This is a genomic window from Micromonospora sp. DT44 (genome assembly GCF_049841635.1).
In the GTDB taxonomy this organism is placed as follows: domain Bacteria; phylum Actinomycetota; class Actinomycetes; order Mycobacteriales; family Micromonosporaceae; genus Micromonospora.
In genome coordinates this window covers 73,446-94,590 of record NZ_JBNCKS010000005.1, presented here as the reverse complement: position 1 = coordinate 94,590, position 21,145 = coordinate 73,446, and the positions used below count along the sequence as shown (strand labels likewise).

At 73.1% G+C, this 21,145-nt stretch carries 17 protein-coding genes; 12 read left to right on the top strand and 5 right to left on the bottom strand.

The window, feature by feature from the left end; translation table 11 throughout:
- Position 1 precedes the first annotated feature (1 nt).
- Genes ACLQ25_RS04635 through ACLQ25_RS04620 form a run of 4 tightly spaced genes read left to right on the top strand, consistent with a single transcriptional unit; the run spans position 2 to position 4,859 of the window.
- Positions 2–490 carry a type II toxin-antitoxin system RatA family toxin gene (locus ACLQ25_RS04635; RefSeq protein ID WP_425729374.1) on the top strand — a complete coding sequence of 163 codons (489 nt, stop codon included), beginning with the start codon at positions 2–4 and terminating at the stop codon, positions 488–490.
- A 2-nt stretch (positions 491–492) separates the two neighbouring features.
- Positions 493–1,008 (top strand): hypothetical protein, encoded by a 516-nt coding sequence (locus tag ACLQ25_RS04630; protein WP_425729372.1) that lies wholly within the window; start codon positions 493–495, stop codon positions 1,006–1,008.
- On the top strand, positions 1,008–3,845 hold the full coding sequence (locus ACLQ25_RS04625) for an FAD-dependent oxidoreductase (RefSeq protein WP_425729370.1): 2,838 nt from the start codon (positions 1,008–1,010) through the stop codon (positions 3,843–3,845). The genes ACLQ25_RS04630 and ACLQ25_RS04625 overlap by 1 nt, the downstream gene beginning before the upstream one ends.
- 18 nt (positions 3,846–3,863) lie before the next feature.
- Positions 3,864–4,859 (top strand): phosphatidylglycerol lysyltransferase domain-containing protein, encoded by a 996-nt coding sequence (locus ACLQ25_RS04620; RefSeq protein WP_425729368.1) that lies wholly within the window; start codon positions 3,864–3,866, stop codon positions 4,857–4,859.
- 65 nt (positions 4,860–4,924) lie between these two features.
- On the opposite strand, the gene ACLQ25_RS04615 is transcribed toward ACLQ25_RS04620, so the two are convergent.
- The 4 genes from ACLQ25_RS04615 to ACLQ25_RS04600 form a co-directional block, all read right to left on the bottom strand.
- Positions 4,925–6,772 (bottom strand): bifunctional metallophosphatase/5'-nucleotidase, encoded by a 1,848-nt coding sequence (locus ACLQ25_RS04615; protein WP_425729366.1) that lies wholly within the window; start codon positions 6,770–6,772, stop codon positions 4,925–4,927.
- A 127-nt stretch (positions 6,773–6,899) separates the two neighbouring features.
- Positions 6,900–9,635 (bottom strand): molybdopterin-dependent oxidoreductase, encoded by a 2,736-nt coding sequence (locus ACLQ25_RS04610; protein ID WP_425729364.1) that lies wholly within the window; start codon positions 9,633–9,635, stop codon positions 6,900–6,902.
- Positions 9,632–10,450: an FAD binding domain-containing protein gene (locus tag ACLQ25_RS04605; RefSeq protein ID WP_425729362.1), complete on the bottom strand. Its 819-nt coding sequence runs from the start codon at positions 10,448–10,450 to the stop codon at positions 9,632–9,634. The genes ACLQ25_RS04610 and ACLQ25_RS04605 overlap by 4 nt, the downstream gene beginning before the upstream one ends.
- Positions 10,451–10,589: 139 nt before the next feature.
- Positions 10,590–12,143, bottom strand: a complete 1,554-nt coding sequence (locus tag ACLQ25_RS04600) for a helix-turn-helix domain-containing protein (RefSeq protein WP_425729360.1) — start codon at positions 12,141–12,143, stop codon at positions 10,590–10,592.
- A gap of 134 nt (positions 12,144–12,277) precedes the next feature.
- Between ACLQ25_RS04600 and uraD the strand changes: the two genes are divergently transcribed.
- Genes uraD through alc form a run of 8 tightly spaced genes read left to right on the top strand, consistent with a single transcriptional unit; the run spans position 12,278 to position 20,420 of the window.
- Entirely contained in the window at positions 12,278–12,781 is a 504-nt protein-coding gene (gene uraD / locus ACLQ25_RS04595) for a 2-oxo-4-hydroxy-4-carboxy-5-ureidoimidazoline decarboxylase (RefSeq protein ID WP_425729358.1), read from the top strand.
- Complete coding sequence (uraH, locus tag ACLQ25_RS04590; protein WP_425729356.1) at positions 12,778–13,104, top strand: hydroxyisourate hydrolase; 327 nt, start codon at positions 12,778–12,780, stop codon at positions 13,102–13,104. The genes uraD and uraH overlap by 4 nt, the downstream gene beginning before the upstream one ends.
- Positions 13,105–13,108: 4 nt before the next feature.
- Complete coding sequence (gene pucL, locus ACLQ25_RS04585; protein ID WP_425729354.1) at positions 13,109–13,975, top strand: factor-independent urate hydroxylase; 867 nt, start codon at positions 13,109–13,111, stop codon at positions 13,973–13,975.
- Complete coding sequence (locus ACLQ25_RS04580; RefSeq protein ID WP_425729352.1) at positions 13,972–15,351, top strand: 8-oxoguanine deaminase; 1,380 nt, start codon at positions 13,972–13,974, stop codon at positions 15,349–15,351. Before pucL ends, ACLQ25_RS04580 begins: the two co-directional genes overlap by 4 nt.
- Before the next feature lie 41 nt (positions 15,352–15,392).
- Positions 15,393–16,946 carry a malate synthase A gene (aceB, locus tag ACLQ25_RS04575; RefSeq protein ID WP_425729350.1) on the top strand — a complete coding sequence of 518 codons (1,554 nt, stop codon included), beginning with the start codon at positions 15,393–15,395 and terminating at the stop codon, positions 16,944–16,946.
- On the top strand, positions 16,946–18,118 hold the full coding sequence (locus ACLQ25_RS04570) for a DUF6986 family protein (RefSeq protein ID WP_425729348.1): 1,173 nt from the start codon (positions 16,946–16,948) through the stop codon (positions 18,116–18,118). The genes aceB and ACLQ25_RS04570 overlap by 1 nt, the downstream gene beginning before the upstream one ends.
- Complete coding sequence (gene allB, locus ACLQ25_RS04565; RefSeq protein WP_425729346.1) at positions 18,115–19,431, top strand: allantoinase AllB; 1,317 nt, start codon at positions 18,115–18,117, stop codon at positions 19,429–19,431. The genes ACLQ25_RS04570 and allB overlap by 4 nt, the downstream gene beginning before the upstream one ends.
- Positions 19,428–20,420, top strand: coding sequence for an allantoicase (gene alc, locus ACLQ25_RS04560; protein ID WP_425729344.1), 993 nt, complete (start codon positions 19,428–19,430; stop codon positions 20,418–20,420). The genes allB and alc overlap by 4 nt, the downstream gene beginning before the upstream one ends.
- Positions 20,421–20,555: 135 nt before the next feature.
- On the opposite strand, the gene ACLQ25_RS04555 is transcribed toward alc, so the two are convergent.
- The gene (locus ACLQ25_RS04555; RefSeq protein WP_425729342.1) at positions 20,556–21,140 is read right to left on the bottom strand and encodes an STAS domain-containing protein; all 585 of its coding nucleotides are present in this window, start codon (positions 21,138–21,140) and stop codon (positions 20,556–20,558) included.
- Positions 21,141–21,145: the final 5 nt, after the last annotated feature.

The following is a 21,145-nucleotide window of genomic DNA, read 5'->3' as shown; positions in this document are numbered from 1 at the left end:
CATGCGACAGGTCGAGATTCAGGCATTCCTACCCGGTGGGGACGGCGGCGCGGCGTTCGACCAGCTGGTCGACTTCGAGCGCTACCCGCACCTGGTCGACGTGGTCCAATCGGTGACCGTGCAGTCGCCGGCCGACGCGCGAAGGGTCGTCAGCTCGTGGGAGGTCCTGTTCCGCAACGGGATCCTGGCGTGGACCGAGGCCGACGACCTGGACCGCGATCGTCTCACGATCGAGTTCGACCAGATCGACGGTGACTTCGACGAGTTCTCCGGCGCGTGGACGCTGCGCCAGGACCCGGACGGGGTGGCGATGACGTTCGTGGCGAGCTTCGACTTCGGCGTGCCCAGTCTCGCCAGCATCATCGACCCGGTCGCGGAGCGGGTCCTCACCGAGACGATCCACCACGTTCTCCGGGGACTGTTCCCGGCGGTGACCATCCCGGACGGCGTCCTGGCGACCGCGTCGGTCGGCGTCAGCGGGAAGGCCTGACGATGGACCAGCTGAACACGTTCGACACGCCGACCACCGCCCGGCTGCACCGCGCGGAGTGGTTCGCCGGGCTCGCGCTGGCGAGTGGCCTGTTCATCGCGCACTGGGACGAGATCCGGTGGCTGCCGGCGATCGGGCTGTTCCTCTACATCGACCTGATCGGCTACATCCCCGGGGCGATCGCCTACCATCGCAGCCCGGACGGGCGGATTCCGAAGGCGTACTACGTCCTCTACAACAGCATGCACAGCCTGCTCAGCGCCGGACTGGTGGTGGCGCTCTGGGCCTGGCTGATCGGGCCGGAATGGGCGCTGCTGGCCGTGCCGATCCACCTCTTCGGTGACCGCTCGCTCTTCGGCAACCAGCTCAAGCCCTTCGGCGTGCCGTTCGAGCCGAAGCGTCTGCCCGCCTTCGACGCGCTGCTGCGCGAGGTGACCGGCCGTCCGTCGCCGGCCCCTGCCGGGCGAGCCGACTCACCGGTCCCGGCGGCCACGTCGAGACCCACCTCGGTGGCCTGATGAGCCGGCCGGGCTCCGCGGCGAGCGGTTGGCGACGCGACGACCCGCGGGCCGCGCGACTGCCCGCCCTCGCCGGCGACGAGGAGGCGTCCGTCGTCATCGTCGGAGGTGGGCTGGCCGGGCTCGCGCTGGCGTACCAGATGACGAATTACCTGCCCGCCCGCGACATCCTGGTCCTGGAAGCCACCGAGGTCGGCTCCGGCGCCAGCGGACACAGCACCGGCATCGTCGGCCCCGGGGTCGGCGGCCCGATCACGACGCTCGTCAAACGGTACGGACGGGCCCGGGCCCGGGCCATGTTCGCGGCCACGCTCGACGGGATCGCCGCGCTGCGGCGGCTGGCCCGGGCCCTGCCCGACGGCTGTGAGCTGACCGACGGTTTCCAGCTCGTGGCCGCGTCGGCGCCGGCACACGCCGGATCGCTCCGACGTCAGGCACAGACCCTGCGCGACCTCGGCTTCAACGCCTCCTACCTGGACCGCGACGGCACCACCGAGCGCCTGGGCAGCGCTCGATACCACGGCGCGTTGTGCTACCCCGACGTCGCGCTGGTCAACCCGTGGCTGCTGGTCCAGGCACTGCGGGCGGCGCTGCTCACCGCCGGGGTGCGCATCGCCGAGAACACGCCCGTCACCGCGATCACCGGCGGCGACCCGGTCACGGTGACGGCCGGGGGACATCGGGTACGCGCCAGACGGGTTGCCGTGACCACGGACGGCTTCACCACCGGGCTGGGACTGTTCACCCGGAACGTCGCGGTGATCCGTACCCATGTCCTGCGCACCGGCCCCGTACCCGCCGACCTGCTGGCGCGGACCGGTTGGGACGGGCGCGGCGCGGCCATCGACAGCCGGTCGTTCTTCAACTACCTGCGGATGACCGCCCGCGGCCGGCTGCTGTTCGGCGGTGGTCCCGCCCTGCTGGAGCCGCGCGTCGACGAGCGCGGTATCGCCGCCGTGCGGGACCGGCTGGTCCGCGAACTCGCCGCGACCTTTCCGGCGCTGGCGGACGTGCCGGTGACCGACTTCTGGTCCGGTGTCACGGCGTCCACGTTCGACCGGCTGCCGATTGTCGGTCCGGTTCTGGGCCGGCCGGGAGTGTGGTTCGCGGGCGCGTGGTGTGGGCACGGCCTGGCCCTCTCCGCGTTGACGGCCGAGTTGCTCGCCCCCCGGCTGGCCGACCGTTCGGATCCGACGGCGGCCGACCCGACCGCGCCACTGCCGGAGCTGCCCTGGCTGCGCAGCACCGCGGGCCTGATGCCGACGGGCCGGATCGGCAATCTGCTGTTGGCCGGCTACCTGCGCGGGCTGGACGCGGCCGACAAGATCGCCCCCGCCCGCCGCTCGCCAACCCCACCCGCCCTCGCCGGGCCCGCTGTGCCGGCCGGGCCGACGGAGCTGTCGGCCTCTGCGACAGAGCCGCCGGCTCCTGCGCGAGAGCCGCTGGCTTCTGCGACCACACAGTCGCCGGCCTCGGCCGAGGAGCCTGCGGTCGCCTGGCCGGGCCGCTCGGTCGCGGGCGGGAACCCGGCCGTGGAGCAGCAGGTTGACGTCGTGATCGTGGGGGCGCGGGTCGCCGGTTCGGCGCTGGCGGCCCGGCTCGCGGCGGCCGGTCTGTCGGTGGCCGTGTTCGACCGTGGTGACCTGCCCGCGCCGACCCTGTCCACGCACATCCTGCACGGCACCGAGGACCTGCGGATCGAGGGCGTGTACGACACCGTCGTCGCACAGGGCGTGCCGCCGCTGCACGACGTGTGGGTCCGGCTCGACGACGTGAAGCTGCACTTCCGCCACCCGGACGACCCGGGGCTGTGTCCGCCTCGGGACGTCCTCGACCAGGTCCTGCTGGATCGCGCGGTCGCCGCCGGCGCCAAGACCTCCACCGGCACCCCCGTGGTCGGTCTGCTGCGCGGCGCGGACGGCGCGGTGCGCGGCGTGACCGTGCAGCGTGCCGACGGTTCGGTCCGGGACGTGTCGGCGCGGCTGGTGGTGGGAGCGGACGGCCGTAACTCGTCGGTGGCCCGGTGGGTGGGCGCGCGGCAGTACCTGACGGCGCGCAGCGAACGGGCTCTGCTCTGGCGGTACTTCACCGGCGTCCGGATCCCGCCGGCGCTGCTGTGGCACCGCATCGGGGTGCACATCGTCTCGATCCTGCCCACCGGTCCCGAGGATTTCGTGGTCATCGCGCAACCTCCGGAGCGCCTACAGGGCGAGCTGGCGGGTCGGAAGGTGGCCGGGTTCCTGCGGCACGTCGAGTCGGTCAGCCCGGAGGTGGGCCACCTCGCCGCCGCCGGCGAGCCGGTGGGGGACCTCCACCGCGTGGTGCGGTACCCGTCCTTCTTCCGCCAGCCGTTCGGCCCGGGCTGGGCGCTGGTGGGCGACGCCGGGCACGCCAAGGACGCCACCCTGGGACACGGGATCAACGACGCGCTGCGCAACGCCCGCGCACTCGCGGCGGTGCTCACCGCGCACTGGGAGCAGCCGGCGGCGCTGTCGTCGGGGCTGGCCCGGTGGGCTCGGGACCGGGACCGGGCCGAGTTGCCGAACCACTGGTACGGCCAGGACATCGGCCGGGGCGGCACGGTCACCGCGATGGAGCACGCGTTCCTCGCCGGCCTCCGGCGCAACCCCCGGGCCGTGGGCCGGCTCGACGACGTGATGGGTGACCGGCTCGACGCCGACCGGCTGCTCACCCTGCCCCGGCTGGTGGGTGCCGTCGCCCACCGTGTCACCGGCGGCGAACCCGCCTCGGCCGTCGGGCGTGAGGCCGTGGACCTTGTCCAGCTCGCGTGGGCACGCCGGCGCGCGGCGACCCGCCGTGACCCGTCCGCTCCCTGACAGGTGGAGGCCGCCGCCATGGAACCGATGACCGCCCTGGCCGTCCTGCGCCGGCACGCGCAACACTCCAGCGCCGCGCTGGCGCTGAACAGGGACACGCGGCACTTCACGGTGCCCGGTCTCGACGGGTTCATCGCGTACCGGCCGGCCGGGCGGCGGCACGCCGTGCAACTGGGCAGCGTCTACGCCGACCCGGAGGACCGCAAGCGGCTGCTCGGGGCGTTCCACGGCTGGGCGCAGCAGGAGGGCCGGCGGCTGTGCGCGGTTCAGCTCACCCCGGACGACCTCGACCTGTACGCCGAGTTCGGTTACCAGCTCAGTCAGCTCGGCGCCGCGTACTCGATCGACCTGGACAGCTTCAGCCTGCGCGGCCGCAAGTTCGAAAAGGTCCGCAACAAGTTGGCGCGCTCCCGGCGGGCCGGGGTCACCGTCGTGGAGGCCGGCCGGGACGTGCCGTACGACGCGGCGCTCGCCGCGCGGCTGGACGCCCTGGACGCCCGTTGGCTCGCGGACAAGGGCCGGCACGTCAAGCAGATCGAGTTCCTGGTCGGTGAACGTGCCCGCCAGGACGATCCCGTACGCCGGCTGTTCCTCGCGTTGTCCGACGGTGAGCCGGTGGCGTACGTGTCGTACTCCCCGGCGTTCGGCCGCGAGGGCGGCTGGCTGTATGACATCACGCGCCGCGAGCCCGACGCGCCACCCGGCGCGGTCGACTTGGCGTTCGTGGTCGCGTCGCAGCGTTTCCAGGCCGAGGGCGCGCGCTGGCTGCACCTGGGCCTCACGCCGTTCCGGGAGATGTCGCCCCGGCACCAGCCGGCCGGTGGCAGCCACCGGGGCACGGACCGGCTGATCGGTTTCATCGCCGAGCACGGGGACTGGATCTACCCGGCCCGCAGTCAGGCCGAGTTCAAGGAGAAGTGGCAGCCGCGGGTGACGCCCGAGTACGTCGGCTTCTACCCGAGCGTGTCACTGCGTACCGTCTGGCGGTTGCTGCGGCTGACCCGGGCGGTGTGACGGGCCGACGACGTCTCCGGAAGCCGCGCGGGCTTCCGGGGACGACCGTTCGTCTCAGCTCCGCGTCACTCGACGGTCAGGCGGATGCGTCGCCGCCGGGCCGCGACGAGCGCGACGGCGCCGGCCAGCAACAGGAGGATGCCGGCGCCGGCGATCGTGAGGGCCTTGACGCCGGTGATCGGCAGGCCGGGTTCGCCGGCCCCGCCGCCGTTGCCGGTGCCGCCGCTGGGGCTGACGGTGGGCTCACCGCTGGGGCCGCCGCCGACCGGGGCACCCGGCTGGTCCACGGTGTACACGCGCTCCACAGTGTCGGCGGTGACCGGGGACTTCGCCCGGAAGTAGTCGACGAGCACGGTGAGGTCGTTGTCGCCGGTCGCGAGCGGGTCGACGCCGCCGGCGAGCGCCTTGAAGTTGTCGCCGCCGGAGGCCAGGAACGAGTTGACCGTCACCCGGTAGGTGCCCTTCGGGTCGATGACCGTGCCGTTGAGGAAGATGCGGTCGGCGATGACCCGGTTGCCGGCCGGACCGTTCGGGTCGTAGACGTAGCTGAATCCCTTCGAGACACCGAGCTGCAGGAAGGGCCGCGACGCGCCCGCCGGTTGCCACTGCTGCTCCAGCGTCTCCTTGATCTCCGCGCCGGTGTAGGTCTTGGTGATCACGTCGTTGGCGAACGGCTGGACGGTGGCGGCGTCGGCGAAGGTGACCGTGCCGTCGGGGCTCTTGACGAAGTCGGAGCGCAGGCCGCCCGGGTTCATGAAGGCGATCTGCGCGCCGCCCCGGTTGGCCGGGCGGGTGCCCTCCAACTGGACGTCCGCGATGAAGTTGCCGAGGGTCGACTCGTTCCCACGGTCCTCGACGCCCTCGGCGGTGACGGCGCGCTTGATGTCGGCGGTGATCTCGCCGATCTTCACCTTGCCCTGCACGTCGGCCTCGGCCTTGGTGTCGGCGATGAACTGCGCGACCGCCGGGTCCGCCGGGTAGCCCTTGATCGGGAGGAGCGCGCCTTCGGCGGCGGTCACCTTACCGTCGGCGACGGTGAGCTTGACCTGGTCCAACGCGTCCCCGTACCGGCCGGTCTGCAGGACGGGCCGCTTGTGCCCCAGCTTCGGCACGTCGTACGAGCAGTTGTACGGGACGTGGGTGTGACCCGAGATGATGACGTTGATGTCGGCGCTGGCGCCGGTCACGATCTTGCCGAAGGGAGTGGTCGGGTCCGCCACGGCGGCGCAGGCGGCGGCGTCCGTGCCGCTCGCCTCCGAGCCCTCGTGCACGAGGAGCACGACGGCGTCCACGTCGTCGTCGGCCTTCAGCTTCGCCGCGACGCGGTTCGCCTCGGCGGTCGGGTCCTTGAAGGTCAGGCCCGGGATGCCGGCCGGTGACACCAGCGACGAGGTCTCCAGGGTGACCGCGCCGACGACGCCGATGCGGACGCCGCCGACCGTCAGCACGGTGGACTCCGCCAGGCGACCGGGAGCGGCCTCGGTACCCCGGTACACGTTCGCGGCCAGGTACGGGAAGCCGGCGCGCGGGATGACCCGGTCGTTGAGGTCATCGAATCCGCGGTCGAGTTCGTGGTTGCCAATGCTCGACGCGTCGACCCCGATCATCTTGAGGAAGTCGATCGTGGGCTCGTCCTTCTGCACGAGCGAAATGAACGGGGACGCGCCGATGCTGTCACCAGCCGACATGACCAGCGTGTTGGTGTTGGCCGCCCGCAACTGCTTGATCATGCCGGCCATCTGCGCGGCGCCACCGACACCCGCCGTGGGCGCCTCCAGGCGGCCGTGGAAGTCGTTGAAGCCGAGGATCTGCACCTCGATCGGCGCGGCCTGCGCCGGGGCCGGCGCGGTGCCCAGCACGACGAGTGTCGCCGCGGCCGTGGCCAGAGCCGCGCGCATAGGAAGGGAACGCAAGGGATACTCCTCATCGAACCATCGGTGGAAGCGCCATTCGGGCGCCCTCGAAGGAGATTGCTTGATCTTCGCGCTCATGGTCAGTGATCCGTGTGAATGGCGAGTAACGTACCCGTTCACGTGACCATCAGGTAATTCTCGGTGCTGAGCGATGTTCGTGCAGAGCGAGCCAGACCCGGTCGGCGGTGAGTGGCAGATCGGTGAAGCGGATGCCGGTCGCGTCGCGCAGGGCGTTCGCCAGCGCCGCCGCGACCGGATTGAACGGGCTCTCACTCATAGACTTCGCGCCCAGCGGCCCGACGGCGTCGCGCGTCCGGGCGAAGTGGACCTCGGTGCGCGGAAGGTCGGCGAGGGTCGGCAGGTGGTACTGGCGGAACGCGGCGGTGGTGACGGTACCTCCCGGGTCGACGCGTACCTCCTCGCACAGGGCGGCCCCGATGGCCTGGGCGACCCCGCCCTCGACCTGGCCCCGGCACTGCATGGGGTTCACGACCGTGCCGGCGTCGGCGGCGTGGACGCTGCGCAGGATGCGGATCTCGCCCGTGTCCGGATCGACCGCGACCCGGAACCACTGCGTGTTGAACGCCACCGACCGTGGCGTGCCCGCGCAGTGCCCGTCGGCGGCCGTCTGCTCGCCGGCCGACTGGGCGAGATCCCACAGGTCCGGCAGGGGTAGCCGGTCGCCGGCGCAGTCGAGGGCGTCGGCGTCGAGCCGGCAGTGCGCGACCGGTACGCCGGTGTGCGCGGACGCGAGCGCGAGCAGGCGGTCGCGCAGCGCCCGACAGGCGTGCAGGACGGCGGTGCCCGCGACGATCGTGCCGGTGCTGCCGAACGCCCCGGTGTCGTGCCCGACCAGGTCCGTGTCGGACTGGCGGATGGCGATCCGGTCGGGCGTCGTGCCCAGCGTCTCGGCGGCGAGCTGCTGGTGCACGGTGGTGCTGCCGTTGCCGAACTCGGCGGTGCCGACGGCGACCTCGAAACGCCCGTCGGGCAGCAGCGTCACCCGGGCGTCCGCGTGGTGCCCGCCGGGTGGCGCGGTGGCGATCATCGACAGGGCCATGCCGTGCCCGGTGAGCCAACCGGGCGGTGCGGGCGGTCCCGCGTCCCTCGCGGCGGCGGCGACCACGTCCAGACACTGGTCGAGGCCGTAGCTGCCGACGGTCAGGTCGTCGTCGTGGCCGGCCGGAGGAACGAGTCGTTCACCGGGGCGTACGACGTTGCGGGCGCGCAGGGCGACCGGGTCGAGGTCGAGGCGTCGCGCCAACTCGTCGAGAACCGACTCGACAGCGAAGCTGACCTGCCCTAGGCCGTAGCCGCGGAACGCGCCGGCGGGGACGGTGTTGGTGTAGACCGCGTACCCGTCGACTCTCTTGTTCGGGCACCGGTACACCGACAGGGATTCGTGGCAGCCGTGGAACAGCACACCGGGCCCGTGGTTGCCGTACGCCCCGGTGTTGGAGACGACCCGCAGGCGGATGCCGGTCAGGGTGCCGTCCCGACGGGCGCCGGCCGTCACCTCGACGGTGAAGGGGTGCCGGGTGGTGGTGGCGGTGAACTGCTCCGCGCGGGTGTGTTCGAGTTTCACCGGGCGACCGGTCCGCAGCGCGGCGAGGACGACGAGGTCCTCGACGAGCATCTCCTGCTTGCCACCGAACCCGCCACCGACCCGGCCGGTGAGCACCCGCACCCGGTCCAGCGGCAGGTCGAACAGCCGGCACAGCGCGCGGCGGGTGAGAAACGGCGTCTGGGTGCTGGAGCGTACGGTCACCCGTCCGTCGTCGTCGACCCAGGCCAGCGCCCCGTGCGTCTCCAGGCTGGCGTGCTGCACCCGTTGGGTGCGGAACGTCTGCCGATGGACCAGGTCGGCGGCCGCGAGCCCGGCGTCCACGTCGCCGACCTCGGCGTGGATCTCGCCGACCACGTTGTCGGCCGGTCGGGCGATGCCGGCCTCGGCGTCCCGGTCGCCGTGCAGGACCGGCGCGCCCGGCGCCATGGCCTCCTCCGGGTCGACGACCGCCGGTAGCACCTCGTAGCGCACGACGACGCGTCGGCAGCCCTCCTCGGCGGCGGCCTCGGTGTCCGCGACGACGGCGGCGACCCGCTGGCCCACGTGGCGCACCACGTCGTCCAGGAGCCGGGTGTCGGCCGGGTCGTCGCTCGGGTGCTCGTGCTGCGCGGTCGAATACAGGCGATCGGGGGCGTCCGCGTGGGTGAGCACCGCGTGGACGCCCGGTAGAGCGAGCGCCGCGGAGGTGTCGACGGCCAGGATCCGCGCGTGCGGGTGGGGCGAGCGCAGCACCTTCAGGTGCAGCAGACCGGGCACGTCGACGTCGAACGTGTACCGGGCCGCGCCGGTGACCACCTCCCGACCGGCCGGCGCCGCCACGTTGGCCCCGACCGCCGCGCCCGAGGCCGGCTCGTGGACGTGGCGGTCACCGCGAACGGCGTCCTCGATCGCCCGGTAGCCGGTGCAGCGGCACAGGTTGCCCTTCAACGCCTGCGGAAGCGCGCCGAGTTGGCGCTCGTCGAGCGCGGCGGCCGTCATGATGAACCCGGCCGTGCAGAAACCGCACTGGAAGCCCTGCGCGTCCAGGAAGCGCTGCTGCACGGGGTGCAGGCCGTCGGGCGTGGCCAGGCCGCCGATGGTGGTGACCTGACGACCCCGGGCCCGGACCGCCGGGTAGACGCAGCTGTGCACGGGTTGGCCGTCGACGTGCACCGTGCAGGCACCGCAGTCGCCCGTGTCGCAGCCCTTCTTGACCCCGAAGCGACCGCGTTCGCGCAGGTAGGTGCGCAGGCACTGGCCGGGCCGGGGCGCCTGGGTGCACGCCGTCCCGTCGACCACGATTCCTCTGGCGGTCACCGCGTGCTCCTTCCGGCGAGTTCGGCGCGGATCTGCTCGGCGAACAGCAGGGTGAGGTGGCGTCGCCACCGCGGCAGACCGTGCACGTCGTCGACGTACCGCTCGGCGGGGATGTCGTCGGTGACGGCCTGCCGCAGGGTCCCGGCCGTGGGCAGGGCGTCGAACCGGAGCTGCACCGGCCGTACCGTGGACGCGGTCACGGTGAGCACGAACGACCCGTCCGGGTCGGTGCGGCCGACCAGCAGCGCGGCGGACCGGCCGCCGACGAACAGGGATCCCCGGCGGAACGCCGTCGGGCTGCGCAGGGTGGCGGCGGGCAGGGTCATCGACCGCAGAAACTCCCCGGGTACGAGGGGCGTCGTGCCCTCGCCCGTCACGAAGTCGGCGACCGCCAGCTCACGCCGGCCGCCCTCGGCGGTCAGCAGCAGGCAGGTGCCGTCCAGGGCCGCGCCCAGCGAGATCATCGGGCCGGCCGGCAGCGCCGTGCACAGGTTTCCACCGACGGTCGCCGTGTTCCAGATCTTGAACGAGGCGAGGAACGCCTCGCAGCACTTCTGGATCAGATCCCGCAGTGCCGACGGCTGCACCGCCGTGGAACGGGCCAGCTCCGCGATCGTGCACGTCGCGGCGATGTCCAGGCCGCGCGGCGTGTCGGTCACCGGCGGCCAGTCCTCGCCGGTCAGGTCGCGGAGCCGGCGGAGGTGCCGCTGCGGTTCGGAGAACAGGTACGTGCCACCGGCGAGCCAGGCGTCGCCCGGCTGCCAGCGACCGGCCGCCGCCGCCGGCACCACGGTCCGTACCGAGTTCAGATCCACCCCGCACACCCCGTCCCGCGAACCCGGTCGGCTCACCTGACAGCCATCTCAGCAGTGCGGAGGGTCGCAGCCCATTGGCGCACGACACGAACGCGGTCGTGCGCTCAGCGCCGCGAGTTGGGCGTTCGTACAGCGGGCCCTAGTGGCGTTGCAGTTGCAGCGCGAGGTACAGGTCGACGCGGTCGTCGAAGCGGTGCAGCTTGCGGCCGGTGAGCTGCTCGATGCGCTGGATGCGGTAGCGCAGGGTGTTGACGTGCACGTGCAGTTCCTTCGCCGTGCGGGTCCACGAGCCGTCGCAGCGCAGGAACATGTCGAGGGTGTGCACGAGGCGGGCGTCGTGCGCGCGGTCGTACTCGGCGAGGGGGCGCAACAGCCGGCGGTGGAACGCCCGCCGGGCCTCGGTCGGGACGCCGGCCAGCAGCAGCGCGTGCGAGGACAGGTCTGAGCTGGACACCACCGCCACCCGCTCCTGCCCGGTGACGGCGTACCGGTAGGCGTGGCGGGCCTCCTCGACAGCAGTGTCCAGCGCGTCGACCCCGGATGCCGCGGCGCTGATCCCGATGGCGAACCGCTCCGCGCCCAGAGCCGGTGTCAGTGCCCGCATCGCCTGGCGGATCGCCTCCACGAGGTCGGCCGGGCTGACCTCGCTGGGGGAGTCGACGGGGATGACCGCGTGGACCTCGTCACCGACGGCCGCGATGGCCGACGTGGGCGCCAGCGGCCGCACGACCTCCTCGACGACGGTGAGCGGCAGATCGTCGGGCGCCGCCGTCGCGGTTCCGGCGGTGAGGGCGAGGAAGGTGGCGTCCGGGTCCAGGCGACACGCTTCGAGACGCGCCGCGATCTCGGCGGGTGTGGCTCCGCCGACCAGCGGTCGCAGCAGGAGCGCGGCGAGGCGACGCTCGACGTGCAGGTGCCGGTCGAGGTGGGCGCGTTCGAGGGTGAGCAGGGTGACCAGCCCCTCGACGGCCTGGCGGCGCTCGGGCTCCCAGGTGGTCACGTCGCCCGCGCAGGCCAGGAACCACGCGCCGACCCGCCGGCCCGGGTGGGCACTCGCGCCGAAGAGCGAGACGCGCCGGTCCCGGCCGACGCCGAGGACGTGGGGCAGCCGAGGGGCGGTCAGGAACGCACGCGCCAGACGGGCGCACAGGTCGCCGTCGATCGGGGCGGTGCCCGCGACGATCCGGCCGGTGGGCGACAGGACCCAGCAGGGGATCTCGGCGGCGGCCGACGGCAGCAGGTCGGCGAGGTGCGCGTCCTCGGTGAGCGCCGCGATCAGACCCTGGTGCCGATGCACGGTCGCGGCCAGTCCGGTGGCTCTCTCGACCCGCAGGGCGGCGCCGATCGCATCGCTGATGACGGTGAAGGACACCTCGACGGGCACCTCGAACACGGGGACGTCGTGACGTGCGCACGCCTCGACGACATCGGCCGGGACGGTGCCGAACGCCGCCGCGCCGGCCCCGACCGCGCTGACGCCCGCCCGCGCGACGGCCGCCGCGAACACCTCGGAGTCCGTCGGCCCGCGTCTCCACATGAGACCGGTGAGCACCACCTCGCCGCCGGACAGGTAACGGCTCGGGTCGAGCAGGTCGGTGGTGAAGAACTGCTGGATCACCCGCTCGCCCTGGCTGTGGCCGCTGAGCAACGTCAGTTTGAGGCCGGTCTGGCCCAGGAGGTCGTTGAGGCGCATCGACAACTCCTTGCCTTGGAGGAAGCTCCAGAGACCGTAGGGCGGCAATGTTTCAAGTTCGGTTCGCTCGCCCAATGCACCCGGGTCGATGTCGCTGTTTGACTACCGCCACCGCGAAGTGGAGGGGAGGTCCGGTGCACGAACGTCTGACGTGGTTCAACGCGCTGCCGGCGGCCGACGCCGAGCGGGAGCTGTCGGCGTGCTGCGCGTCGCCGTCGTGGGCGCGGGCCGTGGTCGCCGCCCGTCCCTACGCCACACCGGAGGCGCTCGTCGCCACGGGATCCGCGACGCTCGCCGCCCTGCCCTGGCCCGACATCGCCGAGGCGCTGGCGGCGCATCCCCGGATCGGGCAACGGGCCGACGGCGACGGGCGCGACGCGACCTGGTCCCGCCGCGAGCAGGCCGGCGTCGCGGACAGCGACGAGGGGACCCGGCTCGCCCTGCACGAGGTCAACCGCGCCTACGAGGCCCGCTTCGGCCACCTCTTCCTGATCTTCGCGAACGGACGGTCGCCCGCGGAGATCGCCGCCGCCGCCACCGCCCGGCTCGCCAACGGCGCGGCGGCCGAGCGGGAGGTGGTCCGGGCCGAGCTGACCCGGATCACGGCGCTGCGACTGACGAGGCTGATGGCCGAGTGAGCCTCTCCACGCACGTCCTCGACACCGCCCGCGGGGAACCGGCCCAGGGAGTGGCGGTGCACCTGTACCGCTGGAGCGGCGACCGGTGGATCGACGTCGCCACGGGGCGTACGGACCCCGACGGGCGGCTGCGTGACTGGGTGCCCAAGCGGCGCTGGGCCCGGGGGACGTACCGACTCTGCTTCGACACCGCCGGCTACCTCGGCCTCGGGGCGTTCTTCCCGGAGGTGTCGGTGGTGTTCGTGGTCACGGATGTCTGGCGGCACGTGCACGTGCCCCTGCTGCTGAGCCCGTACGGCTATTCGACGTATCGAGGGAGTTGACCCGTTGGACGTTGTTCTCGGCCCCCACCAGTACGGCAAGGCCGAAGTGCGGCTGGTCCACGTCGTCCGCCACGGCGAACGGCACGACCTGACCGACCTGACGGTCGGCGTCGCGCTCGCCGGCGACCTGGCCGACACCCACCTGACCGGCGACAACAGCAAGGTCCTGCCGACCGACAGCCAGAAGAACACGGTGTACGCCTTCGCCCGCCGCCACGGCGTCGGCGCGATCGAGGACTTCGGGCTGCGTCTGGCACGGCACTTCGTCGAGTCACAGCCCGCCGTCACCCGGGCGACCGTCGACATCCATGAGCACGCCTGGGGACGCCTGGGGCCGCACTCGTTCGCCCGCTCGGGGGCCGAGACGCGGACGGCGACGGTCACCGTCGACGGGTCGGACGCCGTCGTCGTCTCCGGGCTGACCGGGATGGTGCTGATGAACACGACCGACTCGGAGTTCTTCGGCTTCGTGCGGGACGCGTACACGACGTTGCCCGAGGCGCACGACCGGATCCTGGCCACGGCGGTGGACGCCCGCTGGCGACACGCGACGAGCGGGAGCGACGACTGGGCGGTCTCGTTCGGCGAGGTACGGCGGCACCTCGTCGAGGCGTTCGTCGACACGCACAGCCTCTCCCTGCAACAGACCCTGCACGCGATGGGGCAGCGGGTCCTCGAAAACCGGCCGGAGATCACCGAGGTACGGATGTCGCTGCCCAACAAGCACCACTTCCTCGTCGACCTCGCACCCTTCGGGCTCGACAACCCCAACGAGGTGTTCCACGCCCCCGACCGCCCGTACGGGCTGATCGAGGGCGCCGTGCGTCGCGACGACGCGCCACGGTGGGTCGAGTCGTGGTGGGACGTGTGACTCCGCCCCGGCCGGAGCGCATCGTCATCGAGGGCTGCGCGGTCGCGACGGTCGACGGCACGGGCCGCGAGTACGAGCGCGGGCACCTGGTCGTCGAGGGTGGACGGATCGTCGCCGTCGGGCCCGGCCCGGCGGCCGCTACGGACGAGGCGGTGCCGGTCCGGCGCGTCGACGGCACCGGGTGCCTCGCCACGCCGGGGCTGGTCAACACCCACCACCACCTCTACCAGTGGGTCACCCGGGGGTTCGCGCAGCAGGCCGACCTGTTCGGCTGGCTCACCGAGCTGTATCCGGTGTGGGCGCGCATCGGCGAGGAGGACGTCTCGGCGGCCGTCGGCGCGGGGCTGGGCTGGCTCGCGCTGTCCGGCTGCACCACGACAACCGACCACCACTACGTGTTCCCGGCGGGGGCCGGCGACCTGTTCGCCGCCGAGGTGGCCGAGGCGGGCCGGGTGGGGCTGCGCTTTCACCCCGTCCGCGGCTCCATGGACCTCGGCGCGTCCGCCGGTGGTCTGCCTCCGGACCACCTCGTGGAGGACACCGACGCCGCGCTGGCCGCGACGGCCGACGCGATCGACCGCTTCTCCGACCCCGCACCGGACGCGATGGTCCGGGTCGCGGTCGGCCCCTGCTCCCCGTTCTCCGCGAGCGAACGGTTGATGCGGGACGCCGCCGCGTTGGCGCGGGACCGGGGCGTCCGGCTGCACACCCACCTGGCCGAGACCGTGGACGAGGAGGACTACTGCCGGGCCACGCACGGCTGCGCGCCCGCCGAGTACGCCGAGCGGCTGGGCTGGCTCGGCGACGACGTCTGGCTCGCGCACGGCGTGCACCTGGACGCCGACGCGATCGGGCGGATGGCGGCGACCGGCACGTCGTTGGCCCACTGTCCCAGCTCGAACGCCCGGCTCGGCGCGGGTATCGCCCCCGTGCGGGACCTGCTCGACGCCGGCGCGTCCGTCGGACTCGGCGTCGACGGCGCCGCCTCCCAGGAGGCCGGACAGATGGTCGCGGAGGTGCGCCAGGCGCTGCTGGTGGCCCGCCTGCGGGGTGGGCCGACCGCCCTGACCGCGCGCGAGGCGCTCACCCTCGCCACCCGTGGCGGCGCCCGCTGCCTCGGCCGCTCCGACGAGATCGGCTCACTGGAGGTGGGCAAGCTGGCCGATGTCGCGCTCTGGCGTCTCGACGGGCTCGGCCACGCCGACATCGCCGATCCGGTCGCCGCCCTCGTCCTCGGCGCGCCGCCGCCGGTGGAGCTGCTGCTCGTCGGCGGTCGACCGGTCGTCGAGGGCGGCCGTCTGACCACCGTCGACGAACGGGACCTGCTCCTGCGGGCCCGACGGGCAGCGGGTCGGCTGCGCGACGCAACCCGGTGACGGCCCACCCGACAGCCAGGACAGGAGTGCACGTGCCGACGATGACCGAACGGGAAATCCTCAGCCCCGAGGCGCTGGAGTTCGTCAGCGGGCTGCACCGGCGCTTCGACGCCCGCCGTGCGGAACTGCTCGCCCGTCGCGCCCGGCGACGCGCGGAGACCGCCCGGACCGGCCGACTCGACTTCCTGACCGAGACGAAGGACATCCGCGAATCCGAGTGGCGGGTCCCCCCGCCACCACCCGGTCTCGTCGACCGGCGCGTGGAGATCACCGGACCCACCGACCGGAAGATGGCCATCAACGCGCTCAACTCCGGCGCGCAGGTCTGGCTCGCCGACCTGGAGGACGCCAACACGCCGCACTGGGCGAACGTCATGGCCGGGCAGATCAACCTGTACGACGCCGTCCGCGCCACGATCACCCACGACGCGCCGGACGGGCGGCACTACGCCCTGCGCGCCGACGGACCGCTCGCCACCATCGTCGTACGACCACGGGGCTGGCATCTCGACGAGCGTCACGTGCTGGTCGACGGCGTGCCGGCCGCCGGCGCGCTCGTCGACTTCGGCCTGCACGCCTTTCACAACGCGCGGGAGTCGATCGCGCGGGGCGTCGGCCCGTACTACTACCTGCCGAAGCTGGAGAGCCACCGGGAGGCGCGGCTCTGGCACGACGTGTTCGCGTACGCCGAGGACACGCTCGGCATCGGACGCGGCGCGATCCGTGCGACCGTGCTCATCGAGACCATCACGGCGGCGTTCGAGATGGACGAGATCCTGCACGCGCTGGGACCGCACGCCGCCGGGCTCAACGCGGGGCGCTGGGACTACCTGTTCTCCATCATCAAGAACTTCCGCGAGCGCACCGTCCTGCCCGACCGTGCCGCGATCACGATGACCGCGCCGTTTCTGCGCGCGTACACCGATCTGCTCGTCGCGACCTGTCACCGCCGTGGCGCGGTGGCGATCGGCGGCATGTCGGCCTTCGTTCCCGGCGGTGACGCGCAGCGGAACGCGGCGGCCTTCGCGCAGGTCCGCGCGGACAAGGAGCGCGAGGCGAACGACGGCTTCGACGGCTCCTGGGTGGCCCACCCCGCGCTGGTGCCGGTCTGCCGGGAGGTCTTCGACGGTGTGCTCGGGCAGCGGGACAACCAACTGGACCGCACGCGCGACGACGTGCGCGTGCCCGCCGACCGGCTGCTCGACTTCACGGTCGCGGGCGGCGAGGTCACCTCGGCCGGGCTGCGGACCAACGTCTCGGTCGCGCTGCGATACCTGGAGGCCTGGCTCCGGGGCGTCGGGGCCGTCGCCATCAACAACCTCATGGAGGACGCGGCCACCGCCGAGATCTCCCGCGCCCAGGTCTGGCAGTGGGCGCACCAGGGTGTCCGGCTGGCCGACACCGGCGAGACGGTCTCCGCGGACCTCGTCCGACGCGTCGTGGGGGAGGAGCTGGCCGCGATCCGGCACACCGTGGGGGAGACCGCCTTCGCGGCCGGACGGTGGCCGGACGCACGTGCCCTCGTCGAGCGGGGCGCACTGGACGACGAGTTCGTCGACTTCCTCACGGTGCCCGCGTACGCGGTCGTCGACTGATGGGCCGCCGACTGCACGAGCGGACCGGCCTCGAACTGGACCGCCGGCTCGCGCCGGTCGACGAGGCGCTGCGGCGGCGCTACCCGGGTGAGGCCCCCGGCCGGCAGCCGGTGCACACCGTGTACGTCCCGGCGGACCGGTACACCCCGGACCTGTGCCGGCGGTGGGGCGAGCAGGCGCTGGAAGCGCTCGACGCGTGCCCACCCCTGCCCTTCCCGGTGGAGCTGCGCGACCGCGTGATCGCCAAGCTGTCCACCGAACCCATCGAGGATCTCCGTCTCGACTTCGAGGACGGCTACGGCGTACGCGACGACGACGAGGAGGACGAGACCGCCCGCGTCGCCGCGAAGGCGCTGCGGGACGGCCCGCGCCCCGCGTTCGTCGGGCTGCGCTGCAAGAGCCTCGACCCCGACAGCCGGGACCGGGCGATCCGTACCCTCGACGTGTTCCTCGACGCGCTCGGTCCACCCCCACCCGGTTTCGTCGTCACCCTGCCGAAGGTCCGGGCCGTCGAGCAGGTCGCGGCGATGTCCCTGCTGTGCGCGGCGTTGGAGGCCGCGTACGCGCTGCCGGCCGCGAGCCTGCGCTTCGAGTTGCAGATCGAGACCCCGGAGGCGGTGCTGGGCGCGGACGGCACCGCCACCGTCGCCCGCATGATCACCGCCGCCCAGGGCCGCTGCGTCGGGCTGCACTACGGCACGTACGACTACAGCGCCGCCTGCGGCGTCGCCGCCGCCCACCAGTCGCTCGACCATCCCGTAGCCGATCACGCCAAGGCCGTCATGCAGGCGGCGGCGGCCGGCACCGGCGTACGCCTCAGCGACGGCTCGTCGAACGTGCTCCCGGTCGGCGACGCGACGGCCGTACACCGGGCCTGGCGGCTGCACACGAGCCTCATCCGGCGGTCCCTCGCGCGGGGCTTCTACCAGGGTTGGGACCTGCATCCCGCGCAGTTGCCCACCCGGTACGCCGCCACCTACGCCTTCTTCCGCGAGAGCCGCACGGCCACCGTGGAACGCCTCACCGCGTACCTGGACCGCCGGGCCGGGGGCGTGCTGGACGAACCGGCGACCGCGCACGCGCTGGCCGGGTTCCTGCGCCGTGGCCTCGACTGCGGCGCGCTCGACCCGGACGAGGTCGGCGTCGACCGAGCCACCCTGGAGGCGCTGTGAGCTACGACCTCGTCCTGCGCTCGACGCGGGTCGTCACCCCGCAGGGCGAGCGGCCGGCGACGGTCTGCGTCACCGACGGACGCGTCGAGGCGGTGACCGACCACTTCGCCGTACCCGACGGGCCGGTCACCGACCTCGGCGACCTGACCCTGCTGCCCGGCCTCGTCGACACCCATGTGCACGTCAACGAACCCGGGCGTACCGAATGGGAGGGTTTCGCCTCGGCCACCCGCGCCGCGATAGCCGGCGGCGTGACGACGATCGTCGACATGCCGCTGAACTCCCTGCCGCCGACCGTGTCGGTGCCGGCCCTCGACGTGAAGCGTCGCGCCGCCGATGGCAGGGTGCACGCGGACGTCGGGTTCTGGGGTGGCGCGGTGCCCGGCAACGCCGGAGACCTCGCGGCGCTGCACCGCGCCGGTGTCCTCGGCTTCAAGTGTTTCCTCGTCGACTCCGGCGTGCCGGAGTTCCCGCCGCTGGACCCACCGGCGCTCGACACCGCGCTCCGCGCGGTCGACGCCCTGTTCATCGTGCACGCCGAGAACCCCGACGACATCAGCGCCGCACCACCGTCGCGCCGCTACGCCGACTTCGTGGCGTCAAGGCCACCGAACGCCGAGACGGCGGCCATCGCCGGGGTGCTGGACGCCGCCCGACGCGCCGCCGCACGGGTCCACATCCTGCACCTGTCGTCGGCCGACGCCCTGCCGCTGATCGCCGCCGCGCGGGGCGCGGGCGTCAGCGTCACTGTCGAGACCTGCCCGCACTACCTCTGCCTGACCGCCGAGGAGGTGCCCGACGGCGCCACCGAGTACAAGTGCTGCCCGCCGATCCGGGATCGCGCCAACCAGGACCGGCTCTGGACGGGTCTGGTCGCCGGGGTCATCGACTGCGTCGTCTCCGACCACTCACCCAGCACACCGGCCCTGAAGAGGCCGCCGAGCGGTGACTTCGCCGCCGCGTGGGGAGGCATCTCGTCGTTGCAGATCGGGCTGCCGGCCATCTGGAGCAGTGCGCGGCGGCGCGGGTACCGGCTGGTGGACGTCGTCCGGTGGATGGCGCAGCGGCCCGCCGAGATCGCCGGACTGGGCACCAAGGGCCGCATCGCTCCCGGCTTCGACGCCGATCTCGTCGCCTTCGCACCGGACGAGCCGTTCGTGGTCGACCCGACGACGCTGCGCCACCGTCATCCCGTCACCCCGTACGCCGGGCGGACGCTGCACGGCGTCGTACGCGGCGTGTGGCTGCGTGGCCAGCCGGTCTCGCCGGACGGGCCGCCACGGGGTCGCCTCATCTCCCGGAGCAGCCGATGAGCACACTTCCCGACCTCGCCTCCCGGGCGCTGTCCGGTGGCGTCGTCCACGCCAACGACGAGTTCTTCGCCCCCGCCGACCACCTCGTCGACCCGAAGCCGCCGACGTTCACCCCGGGCACCTTCGGGGCCAAGGGCCAGGTCTACGAGGGGTGGGAGACCCGTCGGCGGCGTACGCCCGGGCACGACCACGCCATCGTGCGGCTGGGCGTACCCGGGATCGTGCACACGGTCGTCGTGGACACCAGCCACTTCACCGGCAACTACCCGCCGTACGCGGCCGTCGACGCGTGCCGGCTGGACGGGCATCCGGCACCCGAGGAACTTGCCGACGCGACCTGGACGCCGCTTGTGCCCCGGGCGGCGCTCGCCGGCGACACCCGCAACGTCTTCTCCGTCGAACCGGGCCACCGGGTCACCCACGTACGCCTGTCGATCTTCCCGGACGGCGGTGTCGCCCGGCTGCGGGTGCACGGCGAGGCGACCCCGGACCCCCGGTTCCTCACCGGCGGTCTGGTCGACCTGGCGGCCCTGGAACACGGGGGTCTCGTCGTCGGATGCAGCGACATGTTCTACGGCACGCCCCACAACCTGATCGCCCCCGGCCGGGCCCGCACCATGGGGGAGGGCTGGGAGACGGCACGCCGCCGCGACGACGGCAACGACTGGGTCCTGCTGCGCCTGGCCGCGCCCGGCGTCGTCCGCCTCGTCGAGCTGGACACCAGCCACTTCAAGGGCAACGCGCCCGGGGCGGCGGCGGTGCGCGGCTGCGCCTCCGACCCGGACGACCCGGACGGCTGGTTCGACCTCCTGCCGGTCACCCGCCTGCAACCCGACACCCGGCACCGCTTCCTGGTCGCGGAAGCGGACGCCGTCACCTGGGTACGCCTCGACGCTTACCCGGACGGCGGGATGGCCCGGCTCCGCGTCCTCGGTGAGATCACCCCGGCCGGCCTGGACACCCTGCGAAGGCGTTGGTCGTCGGCGTGAACCCGCGGCCCACGGATCTCGTTGCAGGTGCGTGGCGTCGTCGTCGGGAGGACGGAACGTGCGGGCTCGTGGGATGTCTCCGCGTGGTCGTGACCGGTCGCCGGCCTGGTCGGCGTCACGTCTCGGCCGTGGGCGTCACCGCCGTGACAGCGCCGGCCGGGCCATCCGGTCCAGGGCGTCCTCGGGACTGTCGAAGATCGGGAAGACGCCGTCCCGGCGCATCGTGTGCAGGACGGTCCGGATGAACCGCGACGGCGCGGCGAGGCAGAGCGTCTGTCCCCGCTCGCGGGCGTCGAGGTGGGCCCGCACCAGCAGGCCGAGGCCGGTGGAGTCGATGGCGCGCACGCGGCTCAGGTCGACCAGCACGGGTGCTCCTGCCTCGCCCGCCTCGCGCAGCGCGGCACGCAGCGCGTCGCCCGTGGCGACGTCGATGTCACCGCTGGCGGTGACGATGGTGGCGTCGTCGAGGTGGTCGATGCCGAGGACCCCGCCGGGACCGTGGCCCTCGCTTGAGACCTGCCGGGGGTTCGAGGGCGGGAGCAGGCTGCAGTGGGGGCAGCGGTGCGGGCCGGTGGCGAACGGCGAGCCGCTCCAGCCGTGCTCGGACACGAGCGTCCAGACGACCTCGGCGTCGGGCAGCACGCAGGCGGTGGCGGTGAGACTGTCGCCGCAGGTGTCACAGATGAGTGTCATCAGGTTGTCGTCCGGGACGACGGTCATGCTGC

Excerpts from the sequence above, each read along its gene's own strand:
- ACLQ25_RS04635 (WP_425729374.1), top strand. The coding sequence starts at position 2 with ATGCGACAGGTCGAGATTCAGGCATTCCTACCCGGTGGGGACGGCGGC.
- aceB (WP_425729350.1), top strand. The coding sequence starts at position 15,393 with ATGACCGAACGGGAAATCCTCAGCCCCGAGGCGCTGGAGTTCGTCAGC.
- ACLQ25_RS04600 (WP_425729360.1), bottom strand. The coding sequence starts at position 12,143 with ATGCGCCTCAACGACCTCCTGGGCCAGACCGGCCTCAAACTGACGTTG.
- ACLQ25_RS04625 (WP_425729370.1), top strand. The coding sequence starts at position 1,008 with ATGAGCCGGCCGGGCTCCGCGGCGAGCGGTTGGCGACGCGACGACCCG.
- ACLQ25_RS04630 (WP_425729372.1), top strand. The coding sequence starts at position 493 with ATGGACCAGCTGAACACGTTCGACACGCCGACCACCGCCCGGCTGCAC.
- alc (WP_425729344.1), top strand. The coding sequence starts at position 19,428 with ATGAGCACACTTCCCGACCTCGCCTCCCGGGCGCTGTCCGGTGGCGTC.
- ACLQ25_RS04555 (WP_425729342.1), bottom strand. The coding sequence starts at position 21,140 with ATGACCGTCGTCCCGGACGACAACCTGATGACACTCATCTGTGACACC.
- ACLQ25_RS04570 (WP_425729348.1), top strand. The coding sequence starts at position 16,946 with ATGGGCCGCCGACTGCACGAGCGGACCGGCCTCGAACTGGACCGCCGG.
- ACLQ25_RS04620 (WP_425729368.1), top strand. The coding sequence starts at position 3,864 with ATGGAACCGATGACCGCCCTGGCCGTCCTGCGCCGGCACGCGCAACAC.